The organism is Haloterrigena turkmenica DSM 5511 (genome assembly GCF_000025325.1).
Lineage (GTDB): Archaea > Halobacteriota > Halobacteria > Halobacteriales > Natrialbaceae > Haloterrigena > Haloterrigena turkmenica.
Genome location: NC_013743.1, coordinates 2,229,945 through 2,247,228 on the forward strand (window position 1 = coordinate 2,229,945; position 17,284 = coordinate 2,247,228).

13 protein-coding genes and 1 pseudogene are annotated in these 17,284 nt (G+C 62.4%); 8 read left to right on the plus strand and 6 right to left on the minus strand.

Translation table 11 applies throughout. The features are described from left to right. Positions 1-48: 48 nt before the first annotated feature. Positions 49-756 carry a DNA repair and recombination protein RadB gene (gene radB / locus HTUR_RS10625; RefSeq protein WP_012943329.1) on the minus strand — a complete coding sequence of 236 codons (708 nt, stop codon included), beginning with the start codon at positions 754-756 and terminating at the stop codon, positions 49-51. Between the two features lie 484 nt (positions 757-1,240). Between radB and HTUR_RS10635 the strand changes: the two genes are divergently transcribed. Next, a complete protein-coding gene (locus HTUR_RS10635) occupies positions 1,241-2,083 on the plus strand; it encodes a hypothetical protein (RefSeq protein ID WP_012943330.1) in 843 nt (280 codons plus the stop codon). A 168-nt stretch (positions 2,084-2,251) separates the two neighbouring features. On the opposite strand, the gene HTUR_RS10640 is transcribed toward HTUR_RS10635, so the two are convergent. Continuing rightward, positions 2,252-3,697, minus strand: a complete 1,446-nt coding sequence (locus HTUR_RS10640) for a hypothetical protein (RefSeq protein WP_187291446.1) — start codon at positions 3,695-3,697, stop codon at positions 2,252-2,254. A gap of 1,175 nt (positions 3,698-4,872) precedes the next feature. Between HTUR_RS10640 and HTUR_RS10645 the strand changes: the two genes are divergently transcribed. The 3 genes from HTUR_RS10645 (at position 4,873) to HTUR_RS10655 (ending at position 6,621) form a co-directional block, all read left to right on the plus strand. Continuing rightward, entirely contained in the window at positions 4,873-5,229 is a 357-nt protein-coding gene (locus HTUR_RS10645) for a toxin transporter (RefSeq protein ID WP_012943332.1), read from the plus strand. Positions 5,230-5,251: 22 nt separating this feature from the next. Beyond that, the gene (locus tag HTUR_RS10650) at positions 5,252-5,608 is read left to right on the plus strand and encodes a hypothetical protein (protein WP_012943333.1); all 357 of its coding nucleotides are present in this window, start codon (positions 5,252-5,254) and stop codon (positions 5,606-5,608) included. Positions 5,609-5,976: 368 nt separating this feature from the next. Beyond that, the gene (locus HTUR_RS10655) at positions 5,977-6,621 is read left to right on the plus strand and encodes a hypothetical protein (protein WP_012943334.1); all 645 of its coding nucleotides are present in this window, start codon (positions 5,977-5,979) and stop codon (positions 6,619-6,621) included. Positions 6,622-6,709: 88 nt separating this feature from the next. On the opposite strand, the pseudogene larC reads toward HTUR_RS10655, so the two are convergent. The 4 genes and pseudogenes from larC to HTUR_RS10670 form a co-directional block, all read right to left on the minus strand. Beyond that, positions 6,710-6,988: pseudogene (larC, locus tag HTUR_RS27955) on the minus strand (nickel insertion protein); the annotation flags it as partial. Between the two features lie 238 nt (positions 6,989-7,226). Next, a complete protein-coding gene (gene glmS, locus HTUR_RS10660) occupies positions 7,227-9,023 on the minus strand; it encodes a glutamine--fructose-6-phosphate transaminase (isomerizing) (protein ID WP_012943335.1) in 1,797 nt (598 codons plus the stop codon). After that, positions 9,023-10,264, minus strand: coding sequence for a sugar phosphate nucleotidyltransferase (locus tag HTUR_RS10665; protein ID WP_049941690.1), 1,242 nt, complete (start codon positions 10,262-10,264; stop codon positions 9,023-9,025). Before HTUR_RS10665 ends, glmS begins: the two co-directional genes overlap by 1 nt. Before the next feature lie 466 nt (positions 10,265-10,730). Then, positions 10,731-11,405 carry a hypothetical protein gene (locus tag HTUR_RS10670; protein ID WP_012943337.1) on the minus strand — a complete coding sequence of 225 codons (675 nt, stop codon included), beginning with the start codon at positions 11,403-11,405 and terminating at the stop codon, positions 10,731-10,733. A gap of 611 nt (positions 11,406-12,016) precedes the next feature. On the opposite strand from HTUR_RS10670, the gene HTUR_RS10675 reads away from it, so the two are divergent. Genes HTUR_RS10675 through HTUR_RS10690 form a run of 4 tightly spaced genes read left to right on the plus strand, consistent with a single transcriptional unit; the run spans position 12,017 to position 17,275 of the window. Then, positions 12,017-13,297 carry a nucleotide sugar dehydrogenase gene (locus HTUR_RS10675; protein ID WP_012943338.1) on the plus strand — a complete coding sequence of 427 codons (1,281 nt, stop codon included), beginning with the start codon at positions 12,017-12,019 and terminating at the stop codon, positions 13,295-13,297. A gap of 4 nt (positions 13,298-13,301) precedes the next feature. Further along, positions 13,302-14,363 carry an NAD-dependent epimerase/dehydratase family protein gene (locus HTUR_RS10680; protein ID WP_012943339.1) on the plus strand — a complete coding sequence of 354 codons (1,062 nt, stop codon included), beginning with the start codon at positions 13,302-13,304 and terminating at the stop codon, positions 14,361-14,363. 3 nt (positions 14,364-14,366) lie between these two features. Beyond that, positions 14,367-15,965, plus strand: coding sequence for a glycosyltransferase family 2 protein (locus tag HTUR_RS10685; RefSeq protein WP_012943340.1), 1,599 nt, complete (start codon positions 14,367-14,369; stop codon positions 15,963-15,965). A gap of 2 nt (positions 15,966-15,967) precedes the next feature. Continuing rightward, positions 15,968-17,275, plus strand: coding sequence for a polysaccharide deacetylase family protein (locus tag HTUR_RS10690; RefSeq protein ID WP_012943341.1), 1,308 nt, complete (start codon positions 15,968-15,970; stop codon positions 17,273-17,275). The last annotated feature ends 9 nt before the right edge of the window (positions 17,276-17,284 follow it).

Genomic DNA, 17,284 nt, shown 5'->3' on the forward strand with positions numbered 1-17,284 from the left:
CCGCCCGGTAACTGTTCGGGAGGCGGCTATCGCGATCGAAAATTCGAATTAATGATGCATCGACTCGTCCCCGCCTTCGAGTCCCCGATCCGTGATCCGGAACTGGACGGACTCGCCGACCGCCTTCGAGCGGTGTTTCTCCAGCGTCGCCCGTCGGTTCCCGCCGCGAAAGCGCTCGAGACGGAGGACGACGCCGGTCCAGTGCTCCAGGGTGTTCCCGCCGAGCGCGCGCGTTCGGTCGGCGTCGGGATCGGCGAAGACCTGGTTCGTCAGGACGACCGCGAGGTCGTGTTTGCGGGCCAGCGAGAGGAGGTGGGTCACCTGTCGGGCGACGCTTCGCAGCGCCTCGCCGCCGTCGCTCTCGCCGGTGCGCTCTAAGCGGTAGAAGCCGGTCGCGCTGTCGAGAACGATCAGGTCCGCGCGTTCGGCGAACTCCTCGGTGTCCCGGACGGCCTCGGACTGTTCCTCGAAGTCGACGGCGTCCTCGATGACGATCCGCGAGGCGACGGCCTCGACGTCTTCGTCGTCGACCCGGGCCGAGAGCAGTTGCTGGAAGCGGTCGACCGAGACGCCCTCGGTGTCGACGTAGACCGCGGTCCCGCCGGCGACGGCCGTCTCGACGGCCGCCGACAGCGCGAGGTTGGTCTTCCCCGCCGCGGGCGGGCCGTACACCTGCGTGACGGTTCCGCGTTCGAACCCCCCGCCGAGTAACTCGTCGACCGGACCACAGCCGGTCGGTATCGCCTCGTCGTTCACGGTTCGAGTTGGCAGGTGGCCCGCAAAAAGCCCCCGGAACGGGCCGGTGAGCGAACGGAGATTTGCAGGTGGACTCGAGCGGACGTGAGACGATCCCGATCGCCGATTCGCGACGGAGGATCGAACGGACGCTTCGGCGGGACCGGTACGCGTTCGCTATCGGACGCGAGAGCGCTCGCGAGAAGACGATCAATCGTTCAGCCGAGCGGGTGAACGACCGATGCCGGTGGTTCCGACGCGACCACAGTTAGGGCAGTTATAGTACGTTTCGGGCCCTCGGTGTGCCGTTTCGCTCCGCTTGATTTCAGCGGATCCGCAGAAGGGACAGTAGCTGATATCGCTGACAGTCATCTGTAGTGGAAAATCGTCGAGCCGGGGTATATACGTTGAGACGATATCGAGCGATGAGCCGCGGAGGGGCGCGTCAAACGACGGTGTGAGCAGTTGCTGTACGTTTATTCCTCCGGAAGACGAACCTCGAGCCGTGATCGTCGTCGCCACGTCAGATTTCGAGGTGTACCACGGTGTCGTCAACGAGCTCCGAGAGCGCGGAACCGAGTTTACGACCGTCGAACCCGACGCGGAGCTCCCGGAGCAGACTGCAGTGGTTGTCACCGGCGCCGACCACGCCGACGACTTCGCGACCGTGACGACCGTCGTCGCCGACCCGGATCATCCGCGACGCGCCGTCGACCAGGCCCTGACCGCGGTCCGAGGAAACGGCGGTCGAACCATCATCGGCGTCGATCCGGGTCGGAAACCCGGCGTCGCCGTCCTCGCTGGCGAGATGGTCGTCGCCGCCTTTCAGGTGCCCCTCTCGGACGCCGTCGACGTCATCCAACGCGAGGCCGACGAAGCCACCGCACCGGTCGTCCGGATCGGCGACGGCTCCCGCCTCGAGAGCGCCAAACTCGTCAACGATCTCGAGAACGTGACGGTCGAACTCGTCGACGAGACGGGGACGACGCCCTACCTGGGAACCGGCTCGCGCGGGATGGGCGACGTCCTCGCGGCGGTCAATATCGCTCGCCTCGAGGGGGAGGTCGTCGACTCGCGAGATATCGAACCGACCACCGGCGAGCTACAGGTGATCAAGGATCGCTCGCGCGAGCAAAGCGAGAAGAACCGAGCGATCGACGAGGTGCTGGCCCGACGGGTCGCGGCCGGCGAGTTGACGATCGACGAGGCGCTCTCGGAGCACCGCACCGATGCCGAGAGTGACGACACCGGCAACCAGACGGACGACACTAGCGACGAGAAGAACGACACTGGCGACGACGCGACGGCGCAGCCGTCGGATACGGACGTAGACGTGGATCGGGAGTAACAGCGGCCGACAACCGGCTTCTGACGTTCGAGACTGATCGGTCGTCTCGGTGAGAGACGGTTCAGTCAGGGTCGTCTCGACTCGAGTCAGCTCGACTCTAATCGACTCGAGGCACTGGATCGGCGACGCGGACGGCGAAGAGAAAAAGCTATCGGCCGGGAATCGCCGTTACGGCGCGATCCAGACGTTCGTCGCGGCGACGGCTGACATCTGGATGTTTTCGTTCTCCTGCATGCTCACCTGCGTCGCGGCGGCGTCCCCGTCGTCCTCGGCGACGGCGATCGCCGAGTGCTGTTCGTTGACGTTCTCCTGGGTCACGAACTGGGTCTGCTCGAGGGCGGCCGTCGCGTCCTGGGTGACGTCGCTGGTCTGCTCGGCGCTGGTGTCGTAGTCGTAGGACATGCCCGGCGCGTCCTCGACGTCGTCACCGCCGACGGTGACGGTCGTACTCGAGGTCTGTGCGGCCGAGTCGTAGTTGAATCCCGGCGACGCGTACACGTTGAGCGCAGCGGCGGAGCCGATCTGTGCGTTGTAGTTCTGCTGAGAGGCCATCTGGACGGCCTCAGCTTCGCTGTCGTTGACCGCGATGGCAACCGCCGTGTTCTGGAGGTTGATGTTGAGCTGCTCGACGGCCTGCTCCTGCTCGACGCTGGTCGTCGCGGTCTGGGTGTCGTCCTTGTCCTTCTTGTCCTTGGACGGCGTCTCCGTGTCGACGACGCTGCTGTCGCCGGCGGACGCGACGTTCATCTCGCCCATCGAGGCGATCAGGTTGGCGGCGTTAGCGGAGCCGACCTGTTCGTTGAGGTTGGTCTGGTCGGTGACCTGGATCGCCGTCGCGGTGCTGTTCTCGCCGACCGCGATGGCGACGGCGGCACCTTGCTCGTTGACGTTCGTCTGTTCGACGGCCTGCTGCTGGGTGAGCCAGGTGTTCGCGCTCTGCTCGGTGTACTCGCCCTGGCCCGCGTAGATGTTCGACGCGTTGGCGGCGCCTTCCTGCAGGTTCTGGTTGTGCTGTTCGGTCTGCTGGAGGGCCGTCGCCGAACTGTTCTCGGCGGCGAAGGCGAAGGCCACGCTCTGCTCGTTGTAGTTCCCCTGCGCGACGTCTTGGGTCTGGGTCACGCTGGCCTCAGCCGACTGCGTGACGGTCTCCTTGTCGCCTTTCTCCGTGGCGACTCCCCAGCCGTTGAACTGCTGGCTGTCGCCGCTGCCCATGACCAGGTAGACGTTGCCGACGTCTTCGAACTGGGTCGTCTGGCTGCTGACGACGTTGTTCTCCGCCGAGGCCTCGCCGGTCTGGGCGTTGGCGTTGAGCTGGTTGGCTTCCTGGATGGCGGTCGCCTCGCCGCCGTCGATCGCGATCGACACCGCCTCACCCTGCTCGTTGATGTTCACCTGATCGACGTTCTGGTGCTGGATGACCTCGGTGTTGCTCGTCTGGTTCGCGTTCAGTTCCTCGGACGCGTGAGCGTCGATGTACTCCTCGAGGCTCATTCCATCGAGATCGGCGCCGAAGACCAGGTAGAGGTCTTCGCCGTCCTCGAGGGCGTGAACCGAATCGGCCTGGACGTCATCGTTGCCGCCCGCCATCGCGGCTGGCGCGCCGGCGGCCAACATCGATATGGAAACGATACAGGCCATCAATACTGTCGTATACCGTGAGCGTCTCGTGTCTTCGTCTGTCATGGTAGCTCTGATTTTCGGTCGTGAGTTTGTTTTGTTGCTGAACGATTCGACGCGAACGGGTCTTTCCCGATGATAGACTTTGTTATCGACAGGTTGGAAAACGTATTAGTCGTCCTACTAACTGGAATTCGATCTCTACTCTCAGAAACTACCGTCTACCCCCGGCTGACGACCGGCTCAGACGGCCGATTACGCGTCGCCGTCCGGAGGAGTCGGCAGATCGATACGCGATACGCCACGACGTCCGACTTACGTTCGAAGTTCTTTGATTCGAGACGCTTCTCTGACAACGAAACCGAAAACTACCGGCGAAAGTTGTGGTCGAATGATCGTTTCATGATCGAAGGGCGATCCAGCGCATGGTAATCGACAATGAGCGTGAACGGTTGCGATCGATGGCGAGGCGACGCCGGCTCCAACGGCGGCCGCGATCGGCACGGCGCGACGGCTGTTGTGAGAGCGACCGCGGCGCCTCCCGACGCGATGCAGTCCGACGCTCGTTCGGACGGTCCGAGAAGAGCACACCGACGATCAGCGCGCGAGACGGGAACCGCGGGTCTCGAAATCGATCGATTCATCGCCGCTGCCGGCCAGCGGCTCTCGCGGGATGAGTTCGCAGTGTGTACACGCGACGATCACGGCATCACGCGGCCTCAGATCGGTGATCAATCGGCTCTCGAGACCGTCCAACCGACGGTCTCGATGAGCGAACGCTCGTTCACGGCGACGAACTGTTCCCGTCACGGAGACTATTACGACGTTGCGATTAAAGTTACAGCCGATCTACACAATCTATTTCGAAGACGGCGTGGAATCAGTTCAGCGGGAAATTCCAGTAGTAGCGACTATCTATCCGCGTCCGAGTAAATATTACGCATTTTTAATTAGATTTACTACACATCCTAACGATTGTAACTGTCCGCAATATCGGCTATACAGCGTAACCGTTGGGCGGTTTAATACGGAACCCGGCTGTTGACCCGACTGGGCAACACGGCGCGTTGGACGCTCGAGACGACCGGCTTCGTACGCTGAGCGACTGCGAATCCGGTCACAGTGGAGTGGTACTCGAGCGTCCATGCGTGTGTGGGTGCCCATGATCAACCATGAAACGCGCAATCTCGATGCTGCTGGCGATCGCACTGGCGTGTAGCTTCGTATTCGCAGGGAGTGCAGCTGCACTGGATATCAACGATGTCGACCAGGACATCGACCAAGACGCGGACCTCTATCAGGACGCGGACGCGGACGTCAAGCAGTACCAGGACGTCGACCAGAAGAACGTCGGCCTGCAGGGCGGTAACGTCGCGTACGCAGCGTACGGAGACGCCACGGCCCAGAACGACCTAGACCAGTCGAACACCAACGTGCAGTACGGTGTCGCTGAAGCCGAGAACGAAGGCGAAATCGACCAGGACGCCGACCAGGAAGCCGAGAACGAGTTCGAGTTCGACGCCTTCTAACTAACTAACTAACTAATCAACAATGAAACGCGCAATCTCGATGCTGCTGGCGATCGCACTGGCGTGTAGCTTCGTGTTCGCAGGAAGTGCGGCTGCACTGGATATCAACGACGTCGACCAGGACACCGACCAAGACGCGGACCTCTACCAGGACGCGGACGCGGACGTCAAGCAGTACCAGGACGTCGACCAGACGAACGTCGGCCTGCAGGGCGGTAACGCCGCGTACGCAGCGTACGGAGACGCCACGGCTCAGAACGACCTAGACCAGTCGAACACCAACGCGCAGATCGGTGTCGCTGAAGCCGAGAACGAAGGCGAAATCGACCAGGACGCCGACCAGGAAGCCGAGAACGAGTTCGAAGTCGACTTGTTCTAGAGAAGCCCGACTTCGTTCACTTATTTTTAGCCGTCCGGATCGCCGCGTACTCACAGTTGTGATCCCGAGCAGGTGGCGATAGGTAGTCAGTCGGAATAGGCCACAGGTAACAGTCTAGTTGCGCTCGAAAGCACAGCGAGAACTCGTTCTTCGATTCGGTACCGTGTTGGATCACGTGCGAATGTGAAAACCGTCGAATAATCCGTTGTATGGCCGTTTCCTACGGAGTTATTGTGAACTAACGTCATCGCGTTAGCCGTCGGTTAGCAGGCGGATATCGGCGAAACGGTTCTATTGATTAATGCCCGAATCTGCCGATGGGTGAGTCACTGGGGACGGGTAACGGCCCTCGGTGTGCTAACTGAACTATGAACCAACGAACCGCGATGGCGCTGGCGATCGGACTCGCGGCAGCGGCGGTCGTCGCCGCGGGTGCAACGGTGATCGCTGCATCCGACGAGCCCGTAAGCGATTCGACTGAAAACACTTCAGAAAACATGACAGAAACCGAATTTTCGTGGGGAACGGTCGTCCACGAAACCGACTCCGAAACCGGCGATACCGACGTCGAGGTGATCGTCGACGCCGACGATGACATCTCGATATCGACGATCGCGGCCCCCGATGCGACGGATGAGTACCGCGACGAAGCGACTACGGCCGATGCAGACATCGAGTCGTTCCCCTGGGGGGCAGTGATCCACGCGACCGATTCCGACACCGATGCGACCGATATCGAAGTGATCGTCGACACCGACGATGACGTCTCGGTTTCCGTGACGTCGGTCTCCGAGAACGGCGTTCAGACGTCGACGTCGTCCGTCACGTCCACGAGCGAAACGAGCGAGAGCAGTACGAGCGTCTCACAGTCGACCGTTTCGTCGACGACGGTCTCCGGCTCGTCGGTTACCAGTAGCTCGACGGACGTTACGCAATCGTCGACCCAGACCGACGGCGAATCGATCGATATCGATATCGATACCGAGACGGATACCGATACCGACGACAGCTAACTCGAGCGGATACTCGCTCCGGCATTCGTATGCGATCTGCGAGCGCCGCCGATTCCGATTTTCTAGTGCCCCTGTTCGTCCAGCACCGTCGCTCCGCTCGACGGGTGACCTCCCGGATCGGGACGTCGGTTTCGCGTGCGACCGCCAGCACGTCGTCGTACTCCGCGCTGACGTCGTAGACCTCGCCGTCCGCGTCGCTCGCGACCTTCACCGTAACCTCGTCCCGTTCGCCGTCGACCTCGAGGGCCACCGTCTCGAACGCCCGATCCGCGATTCATCGGTGGGTCGCTCCGGCGTCCCGAACGCCCAGCGTCCCGGTCTCCTCGGTCAGCGCTCGAGCCACGCGCTGGCGATCTACGGGCTTGCAGAAGCCGAAATCGAGGTCGTAGCCGCCACGCCCGACGAACCGCGCCCGCCGTTGGGAGCGGACGTCGCACTCCACGTCGACCGCAGTGGACTGGTCTCTCAGCGAGAATGGCGTCGACGAACCGATGACGATCCGATCACGGAATCGGCCGCTGAAACGCGTGCGTTCGCAGTATCCTCGAGCGGGCGACGCTGACCGCGGTCGGTCGGCCGTGCAGAGAACCAATGTCGCCGGCGCGCTATTCGACGGTGACGCTCTTCGCGAGGTTCCGCGGCTTGTCGATCGACCGACCGAGCCGATTGGCGACCCAGTAGGAGAGCAGTTGCAACTGGACGTTCGCCAGAATCGGTGTGAGGTGTCGGTGCGTCTCCGGTACCGGCAAGATGTGGTCGGCGTGATGTTCGATGAGTTCCGGGACGTCCGTGATCGCGATAACCGGCGCGCCGCGAGATTCGACCTCCTTCACGTTTCCGAGCATCTTCTCGGGGCTCGACTCGGCGGTGAGCAGGGAGATAACCGGTGTCCGCTCGGTGACGAGCGCGAGCGGCCCGTGTTTCAACTCGCCGGCGGCGAAGCCTTCCGCGTGTTTGTACGTGATCTCCTTCATTTTGAGCGCGCCCTCGAGCGCCACCGGCGCGTTGTAGCCGCGGCCGATGAAAAAGTACGCGTCCGCGTCGACGTACTCGTCGGCGATCGCTCTCGTCTGTGAGCTATCGAGAATAGACTGGACCTGATCCGGAAGGGCGCGTAGCGCGTCGATGAACTCCCCGGAGGACTCTCCCGTGAGCGCGCTCGAGAGCATCGCCAGCGCGACCTGTTGTGAGGCGAACGTCTTGGTGGCGGCGACGCCGATCTCCGGACCGGCGCGGATATACATCGCGTGGTCCGTCTCCCGAGCGGCCGAACTTCCGACCACGTTCGTCACCGAGAGCGTCTCCGCACCGACGCGGTTCGCGCCGCGGATCGCACCGAGGGTGTCGGCGGTCTCCCCGCTCTGCGTGACGCCGACGACCAGCGTCCCTTCCTCGATCGGAATCGACTCGACGTCGTACTCGCTCGCCAAAAAGGCCGTCGCCGGAACGCCCCGTTCCCGAAACAGCCGGGCACCGTAGAGCGACGCGTGGTACGACGTCCCGCAAGCGACGAAGTGGACGCGATCCGGACGCGCCACCTCCGAGAGTTCGTCGATCGAGACGGTCCCGTCCAGTTCCTGCGGTCGGCCGTGGAGACACTCGCGCAGCGAGCGGGGCTGTTCGTTAATCTCCTTGAGCATGAAGTGATCGTAACCGCTCTTTCCCGCGTCTTCCGCGTTCCAGGAGACCGTTTCGACCGGCATGTCGACGCTCGTCCCTCGTTCGTCGGTGATCTCGACGCCCGACGGACGGATCGACGCGAACTGGCCGTCTTCGAGATAGATTACGTCGTCGGTGTACTCGAGAAACGCCGGAACGTCGCTGGCGAGGTAGTAGTCGTCGCGATCGACGCCGAGAACGAGCGGTGATTGATACCGCGTCGCGTAGATGGCGTCGTGGCCGGCGAACACGGCCGCGACCGCGTAGCTCCCGTCCAGCCGATCGATCGCTCGACGGAACGCGGTCTCGGGACTGTCGTTCTGATCGAGCGCCGCTTCGATCAAGTGGGGAATGACTTCCGTGTCGGTCTCGCTATCGAACTCGTGTCCGTTGGCCTCGAGCGCCTCGCGTATCTCGTGGTAGTTCTCGATGATTCCGTTGTGAACGACGGCGACGCGCTGGTCGCAGTCGGTGTGCGGATGTGCGTTCGCGTCCGAGGGCGGCCCGTGCGTGCTCCAGCGGGTATGACCGATCCCCGTTCGCCCCTCGAGTTCTTCTGTCTGAAGTGCGGTCTCGAGTTCCGACAGTTCGCCTTCCCGCTTGTACACCGTCAGCGGATCGTTCGCGATCGCGATGCCGGCGGAGTCGTATCCGCGGTACTCGAGGCTCGAGAGCGCGTTCAACAACACCTCGGAGACGTCACCGTTCGTCCCCATCCCGGTATGACCGATGATACCGCACATCAGGACCGAACCTCCGTTTCCTCGTCGACGATCCCGCGAACCGTCGCACCCGCTTGAATCTCCACGTTCGGGCCCACCAGCGTGCCGGGATCGTAAGTGACGCTACCGCGATCGCGGACGCGATCCGCCAGTAGCGCGCCGAAATCTTCGTCTTCGAAGATGCGGTCTTGGACGCGAACGTCGCTCGGCCCGCCCGGGACGGTCGAGCCCGGACCGATCGCGACGCCGGTACCGGTCACGCACTCGACGACCGTCGCGTTGGCTCCGATACGCGTGTCGGTATCGACGACGCTGTGTTCGACGACCGCGTTCGAACCGATCGTCACGTTTTCGCCCAGACAGACGTACGGACCGACGACGGAGCCCGGTTTGATCACGCAGTCTCGGTCGACGACGACGGGGTCTCGAATCTCGGCGGAGTCGTGAACCGTCGCTTCCTCGTGAACGTTCGCCCCGGAGTCGCCGTCGACGACTCCGGTATCGAACAACTCGACGGAGACGTCGAGAAGGTCCCACGGGTACGTCGCGTCGACCCAGGTTCCCTCGGAGACGGCGCCGCGAACGACGTCCCCGCGCTCGATGAGTTCCGACAGTCCGTCGACGAGGAGGTGTTCGCCGGCCCGCGGCTCGGCGGCTCGAACGGCGTCGAACGCGGCCGAATCGAGGACGTAGATGCCGACGTTGAGGAGGTAATCGCGCCCGTCGGACGGGTCCTCCACGATCGTCGTTATTCGCCCGTCTTCCACGAGGACGCCGCCGTACCCCTCGATACTCGACGCGTACAACAGCCCGACCGTCGCAGCGGCGTCGGAATTGTGGGCCTCGAGGACGTCTCGAACGATTCGACTGTCAGCGATCTGATCGCCGTTGACGACGAGGCACGTCCCGTCAGCGGCGGCTTCGGCCGCGAGCACGGCGTGACCGGTGCCGAGCTGTTTCCCCTGATCGACGTACGTGAGGGAGGCGTTGCGATACGAGGAACCGAAGTAGGACTGGACGCGGTCGCGTCGATACCCGACGACGACGACGATATCGGATATTCCGACGTCGATGAGCTGATCGAAGACGTGCTCGAGAATCGGTTTCGTGGCGGCGGGAAGCATCGGCTTCGGACGGTTTCGGGTGAGCGGCCGCAAGCGGCTGCCTTCCCCTGCCGCTAGCACGATCGCAGTGTAGTCCGAGGGGTGCGTTTTCGATGATTGCGACCTCGAGTCGCATGCCGCTGATCCAGCGCGTGTCATACCAGCGCTCGACGGTGCAGGTTCACTTTTGAATAGCCGATAGTATCATTCGTCAATCCTCAATAGCCTGTGAACACTTAGAATGCGGTTACAATAATCGCGGAAATAGCGTCTCGCGCGCACACAGATAAGTAGCGATCTCGGCGTCGGGATCATCGGGTAACACGGCTGTGGTGTCCGCATTTCTCTCAGCGCAGTCGACGATTCATCGCTGCTGACGGTAGTTTTAACTGGTGTTTGTACACGGAATATCCCTTTCAGCAGCGTTCATATGTTTCGTCTCTAAAATGCACAATGGCCTAGATGTCGGCAGATCGAATAGATGGCAGATCACTGATCGGTAGGTGGAAATAACAGGTTAGCCACAGCCCATCACGAATTACTACTCCGAGTGGGGAACAGAACCGCCAGTGAGGCGATACCAAACAATCGTCGCCACACGTGCGCGCGATCCCGTGGTCGAACATCACTCGATTTCGATGGTCCACTCGTCGGCAGCGTCTACGGTAACGTACCCGACGCCGTCGGTGTGAATCGCGGTTACACCGGCGAATGCCCCGATGGCGTCGAACACCAGCTCCTGCCCGTTCCAGACGAAGTCGTTGTTCTCCGCGTCTTGCGGGACGACGGCGATGCGGAACGGCGATTCGGCGTCGTAGACCGCTCCGACGGTCGCGTCGCCGTCTAACAGGACCGGGCCGATCCAGTCCGTCCCGGAACCGGAGATCGAGACGGGTGGTTCCTCCGCCTCGGTCTCGGATACGCGCGGTTGCCGGACGATCAGTTCCCACGGTCCATCAGCGTCGACGTAAAGCACGTACGCTCCGTCTTCGAGAAAGGCGCCGGTCGATCCGTCGAACCCGCCGATATGACTAAGAAGACGGTACTCCTGTTCGTGTTCGTTCGGAACGGCCCGCACGTCGAACGTCGATGTCCCCTCGTGAACGCCCTCGATCACCGTCGGACCGCCCTCGATTTCGAATTCCTCGGTGACCGTCACTCCGTCGCCACTGAATTCGATCGGATCCGGTTCTTCGCGATCGTCGTCGGTATCGTCCTGAAGTGCGGCAGTGACGGGAGTCGTTCCGAGCGACGTCCCGAGAACGACTCCGCCACTGAGTAACAGTCTTCGGCGTCGCATAGTGGTGGTTCTGAGAATACAGTATTTAGTTCGCTAGGATCGCCGGGACGAAGCAACCAGACACAAACCGGCCTCACTCCCGTTTACTCCCCGTATCAACGTCCAAATGATTACCTGCGCCGCGACCTCGTGACTAATTCGATGTACCCCGTGAAGAAACCATCAGTAATTACTCCCAATTTGGGATTTATAGATATTTGAACAGTGGGTGATACGGACAGTTGAATCGGATCGCCGGTTACAGACGAGATCTGTTCGCCGTATTACCGCCGCAAACCGGTACATGGACCCGGAACCTGTCCTTTCCCGGCTGGATCTCCCTCCCGCGTTCGGTCCCCCGTACTTATCAAACTCCCCACATGAGGAAAGTATATAAGAAAGAAAATCAATTACCTGATACATATAATTCATCTATTATATCTGTGTCATAGAGCCGGACAATAAGGGGACCTCCGATTAAAAGAACAATCGTGGTGTTGCCGATTTAAAAAGAGGGGAAATATGCTATGTAATGGTTATTACTTGCGTTCCTCTGCAGTTCGAGTCGGAATTAACGTGACAACGGTTGGCGGGCAATAAGTGCGAGTGTAAACCCCGATAGATAGAGAGATATGGACCAGATAGGGATTATCGGATTGGGCTACGTTGGATTGCCACTCGCTACGGCTTTTGCGGACGCCGGACACCCCGTCGTCGGATACGACATCAAGCGGCAGAAAATCGAGCGGCTTCGAGCGAAGCCCCCGATGGTGACCGGAGTCGGCCCCGCGGACCGCGCCGAAGGAGTCCCCGAGTTCACCTCGAATCCGGAGCGATTACGGGATTGCGACGTCATCATCACGGCGGTTCCGACCCCGCTGACGGAGACCTCGGAACCGGATCTCTCGAACGTCCGCTCGGCGGGACGGACGATCGGCGAACAGCTCCGTCCGGGGACCACCGTCGTCCTCGAGTCGACCGTGTATCCCGGTGCGACCCGCGAAGAATTCGTGCCGGAGATCGAGCGAGCGTCGGGACTCTCGCTCGGTGACGACTTCGCCGTCGGCTACTCTCCGGAACGACTCGTTCCCGGGGAAGAACGCAGTCTCCGCAACAGCGTCAAGCCGGTCAGCGGCCACACGGACGCCGTTCGATCGGAGCTCATGGACCTCTACGAGAGCGTCGTCGACGAACTCTACCCGGCGCCGTCGATAGAGTCGGCCGAGGCGGCGAAGTGCCTCGAGAACGCGCAACGAGACCTCAACATCGCATTGATCAACGAGTTCGCGATGGCCTGCAACGGCGTCGATTCGCTGGATTACGAGGACGTGCTCTCTGTCGCGGATTCGAAATGGAATTTCGTTCGATACTCGCCCGGACTGGTCGAGGGGCACTGCATTCCGATCGATCCGTACTTTCTGATCGAACGCCTCGAGCGACTCGGCAGGTCCGCGTCTCTCATGCGAGAGGCCAGAGCCGTCAACGAATCGGTCGTCGATTTCATCGTCGGACTGGTCGAGGACGCTCTCTCGGAACGCGACGAACATATCGACGGGACTGACGAGAATCGCCTCCTCGCGTGCGGGCTCGCGTACAAGCCGAACGCGGAGGACCTCCGTTCGGAAGCGAAACGGCGGTTGTTCGACGAACTGCGCGACCGCGGCCTCGAGCCGATCGGATACGATCCGCACGTGGACGCGGCGGACGCGACCGCCGCGTTCGACCTTCCGATGTGGTCTTCGCTAGACGAGGGCGACGCCGTGGGCGTCCTCATGCTCACTGACCACGACGAATTTCCCCCGTTCTCATTCGACGACGTTGCGGCGGCATATTCGGGCCGTCCGATCGTCGTCGACACCACGAGAGTGTTCGACGAGCGATCGACGCCCGGCGTGATCTATCGGAGGTTCTGAACACATGACAGCTCACTACACCTCTCAGACCGACACCGATCGAGCGGCTACCGAGACGGCCACCGCCCCCGCCCAGCGGGATCGACAGGCCCGCGGAATCGGATCGATCGACCGACTCGCCGGTCGACGGATACTCGTCACCGGCGGTGCGGGGTTCATCGGGTCGAACTTCGCGCGCTGGCTCGCTCCGCACGCGCACGTCACGATCCTCGACGATTTCAGGAGCGGTTCGCGGGACAATATCAACGATATCGACGACATTTCGGTCATCGACGGGGACATCCGCGACGCCGGACTCGTCGCGAACGCGGTTCGCGATCAGGACGTTGTCGTTCACATGGCCGCGATGGCGGGCGTCCAGCGGACGCTCGACAACCCGGTCGATACGCTCGAGGTCAACGTCGAGGGGACCAGGACAGTGCTCGAAGCGGCGGTCGAAGCGTCCGTCGATCGAGTCCTGTTCACGTCGACGTCGGAGATGTACGGCGACCTGTTCGAACCGCCGTACAGGGAGGACGGTCCGATCGCTCCCAAGACGAACTACGCCGTCGCAAAGGCGGTGAACGAACGGTACGTCAAATCGTACTGCGAAGCGGCCGGGATTCCGTACACGATCCTTCGCTACTTCAACGTCTACGGGCCGAATCAGGACGGATCGACCGACGGCTACGTCGTTCCCAAGTTCGTCCGCCGCGCGCTCGCTGACGACTCGATCCCCGTCTACGGGAGCGGCGAACAGACGCGGGACTTCACGTACATCGACGACGCGCTGGACGCGACGATCCGATCGCTCGGACCCGCCGGGCGAAACGAGACCTTCAACGTCGGGACCGGGTACGAGTGTTCCATTCGCCGACTCGCGGAGTTCGCCGCCGACGTCGTTGGTCGTGGCCACATCATTCACACGGAGGATCCCCGTCCGTACCGGGTGGAACGACGCTGTGCGGACATCACGAAAGCCAGGGGAGTCCTCGGGTACGCGCCGAGGACGCCGCTGCCCGACGGAATCGCGAAGGTCGCTGCCGCGATGAAACGGTCGGACCGTCAACGCGCACGCGAGGTGTAGTCGATGCGGTCCCCAGTGCTGTTCATCCCCGGTCTCTCAGTCCTCCTCGGGCTCTACGGCTACCTGGTCAAGTCACCGCTGCCGCTCCCGGCGAGCGATGAAACGGAAACGGAGCCGACGGTAGAGGTGTTCATTCCGGCGTTGAACGAAGAGGAGACGATCGGATACGCGATCGCGTCGCTGACGTACCAGACCGTGCGACCGGACGCGGTAACGGTCGTCGACGACGGCTCGACGGACGCGACTGCCGCGGTCGTCGAAGCCGTGCGAGAGCAGATCGACATCGAGATCAATTTCGTCCGGCACACGGACCGAGGAAGCAAGACCAAGCGTCTCAAACAGGTCACCCGGAACAGCGATGCGGACAAGATATTCGTCCTCGACGCGGACACCTATCTCGTCAGCGAGACCTACCTCGAACGGGTAATCGCCGCGCAGGAAGCCGAGGACGTGGCCTGTTCGTTCGGGGTCGTACAGCCCGATACGCGGTCGACGAAGCGGTCGTTCCACCGCGATAGCCTGGAGCCGCTGTTCCCGAACGGCGTCCCAGCCGAGGCGGTTCCGGACTGGATCGAGCGCGATCAATTGGGTCGGGACCGACCGTCGTATCTCGTCACTCGATGGCCCGTCGAACAGTACCGGAGCATACTGTACGCGATCGAGCAGCGCTTCTTCAAGGAGGCCCAGATGCGGCTGATCAGGACGTCGCTGTTTCCGGCGGGTTGCGGGGTACTCTACGATCGTCAGGCCCTCCGATCGGTGTTCGACGACTTCGAGCCCTCGCTGGGCAACCAGTTGACGAACAGCGAAGACATCTTCATCGGCTTCTCGCTCGTCGACCGCGGATTCGCGAACGTGCAGGTCTCGGACGTGAGGATGCGAACGGTCGAGCCGACCCTCGCCGCGATGGCAGATCAGACGTACCTATGGAGTTCGTCGTTCCTCCAGAGCACGTTCTATTACCGGGTGTTCTCCCGATGGCTCCGATCGCAAACCGGCGACGTGACCGACGAGATCCCCCGCGACGAACCCGGCCTGATCGCGGAGGAGACGACCACCGTCGGGACGGACGGAGGGTTCGCGAGTCCGACCGACTCCGAACGCGTCGGGACCCCTCCCACGGGAGCGGGTTCGGACGAACCGACCACCCCCTCGAGCGTCCGGGCCGATCGGAACGAGGAGTCGCCATCGGTCGGCGTTCCGACGTCCGCCGATAGCTCGGCGGAGTCCGCGCCGGACCGGGAGATGGCCGCTGACCGAGACAGCGGCGACGAGGACGACTCGGGATGGTTCGATCGGCGACGCACGCTCAGTGCGGTCGTCGGTTCGCAGATCGTCGACGGACTGTACCCGATCGCACTCCTCGTCGTCGGACTGCTCTCCGTCTTCGGGCTCTTCCCGATCGAGCTACTGCTGGCGGTCGTCGCCGTCGAATTCGGCCTCTACCTGCTCATCGCGGGACTGTTCGCCCATCGCCAGATAACGCTCCTGTCGTTGCTCGTGTCCGTACCCGTTCGGCTATCTCAGTTACCGGTCGGCGTGTACGTCTACGCGCGGGTCGCGACGGATCTGCTCAGGGGAAAACGAAACTGGAACAAGTGACCATGGACGCATCACGACGACGCTGCCTGCGACTCGCCTCCGGCGCGGCGGCGGCCGCGATCGGCGGCTGCCTCTCGTGGGGTTCCACGGAATCGAACGAGGCGACTCCACCGACCGACAGCGGGGGAGAGGGGTTCTCGTTCGATCCGGACGCCTACGAGATCGAGTCGTCGTTCGTCACCGAACGGTTGCACGCGGGGTCGCCGATCGATGAACTCAACGACGATCCCGACGCGTGGCTCGAGTGGAGCGGGACCGTCCGAACGACCGGGGACGAGAGCGTGCGAGGTGACCGGTCGCTGGTCATCGAGACCGATTACCAACAGCAGGAAGGAATCGCCCGAACGCAGTTCGACGAACCCCTGGACCTCTCGGACCGAGCGTTCTCGGTCGCAGTGAAGTGGGACACGCGGACCGAGATCAGCGACAGGCTTCCGATCTCCCTGACGCTGTGGGACGGGTCAGGCGACGGGATCCGGTTCGCCCAGATAGTCGAAAAGCGAACGCTGCGGGGCTGGCACCGGTACGACCTGGGACTCAACGCGATCACCGGCGACCCCGATCTCTCGTCGATCGAGACGATCGACGCGATGGTGTGGACGGGAAACGACGAGGCGCGGGTGTACGTCGACGACTTCCGCACGACGGAAACGGCGTCGGGGAGCTACGTCCTGTTCCACTTCGACGACATCTACGAGGGCGCGTACCGGAACGCGTTTCCGACCCTCGCGGAGTACGGCTACGGCGCGACTGCAGGCGTCATCATCGACGAGCTCGGAGCGGACGAGCACATGAATCGGGCCCAGCTCGACGTCCTCGCCGATAACGGCTGGGAGGTGTGCGGCCACCCGCACGATTCGCAGACGTTCGCCGAGATGAATCCGGAGGACCTCGAATCGACGCTGCAGAGGTACGAAGGCTGGATCTCGGAGCACGGATACGACGGGAGCGAGTACGTCATTTACCCGTACGGCGAGATCAACGACGAAAACATGAGCGTCGTCTCCCGGTATCACGACCTCGCGTTCAAGGTACCGACTGCGGGATACGGCGCGGGGATCACGTCACCGCTGCTCTGCGGGCGCGTCAACGGCGAAGCCGTCGACCTCGTTCGGACGATGATTGATCGAGCGAAGCGCTACAGTTGTGTGGTCCCGATCATGTACCACGACGTCAGCGTCGGTGACGGACGGGGAATCTCCCGACGCAAGTTCGACGAGACGGTTCAGTACGTCGACGACGCCGAGAACGTCGAGGTGATCACGACCGGTGACTGGTTATCGGCACTGAAGGACGGTGAATTTCCGTGACTCGAGGGG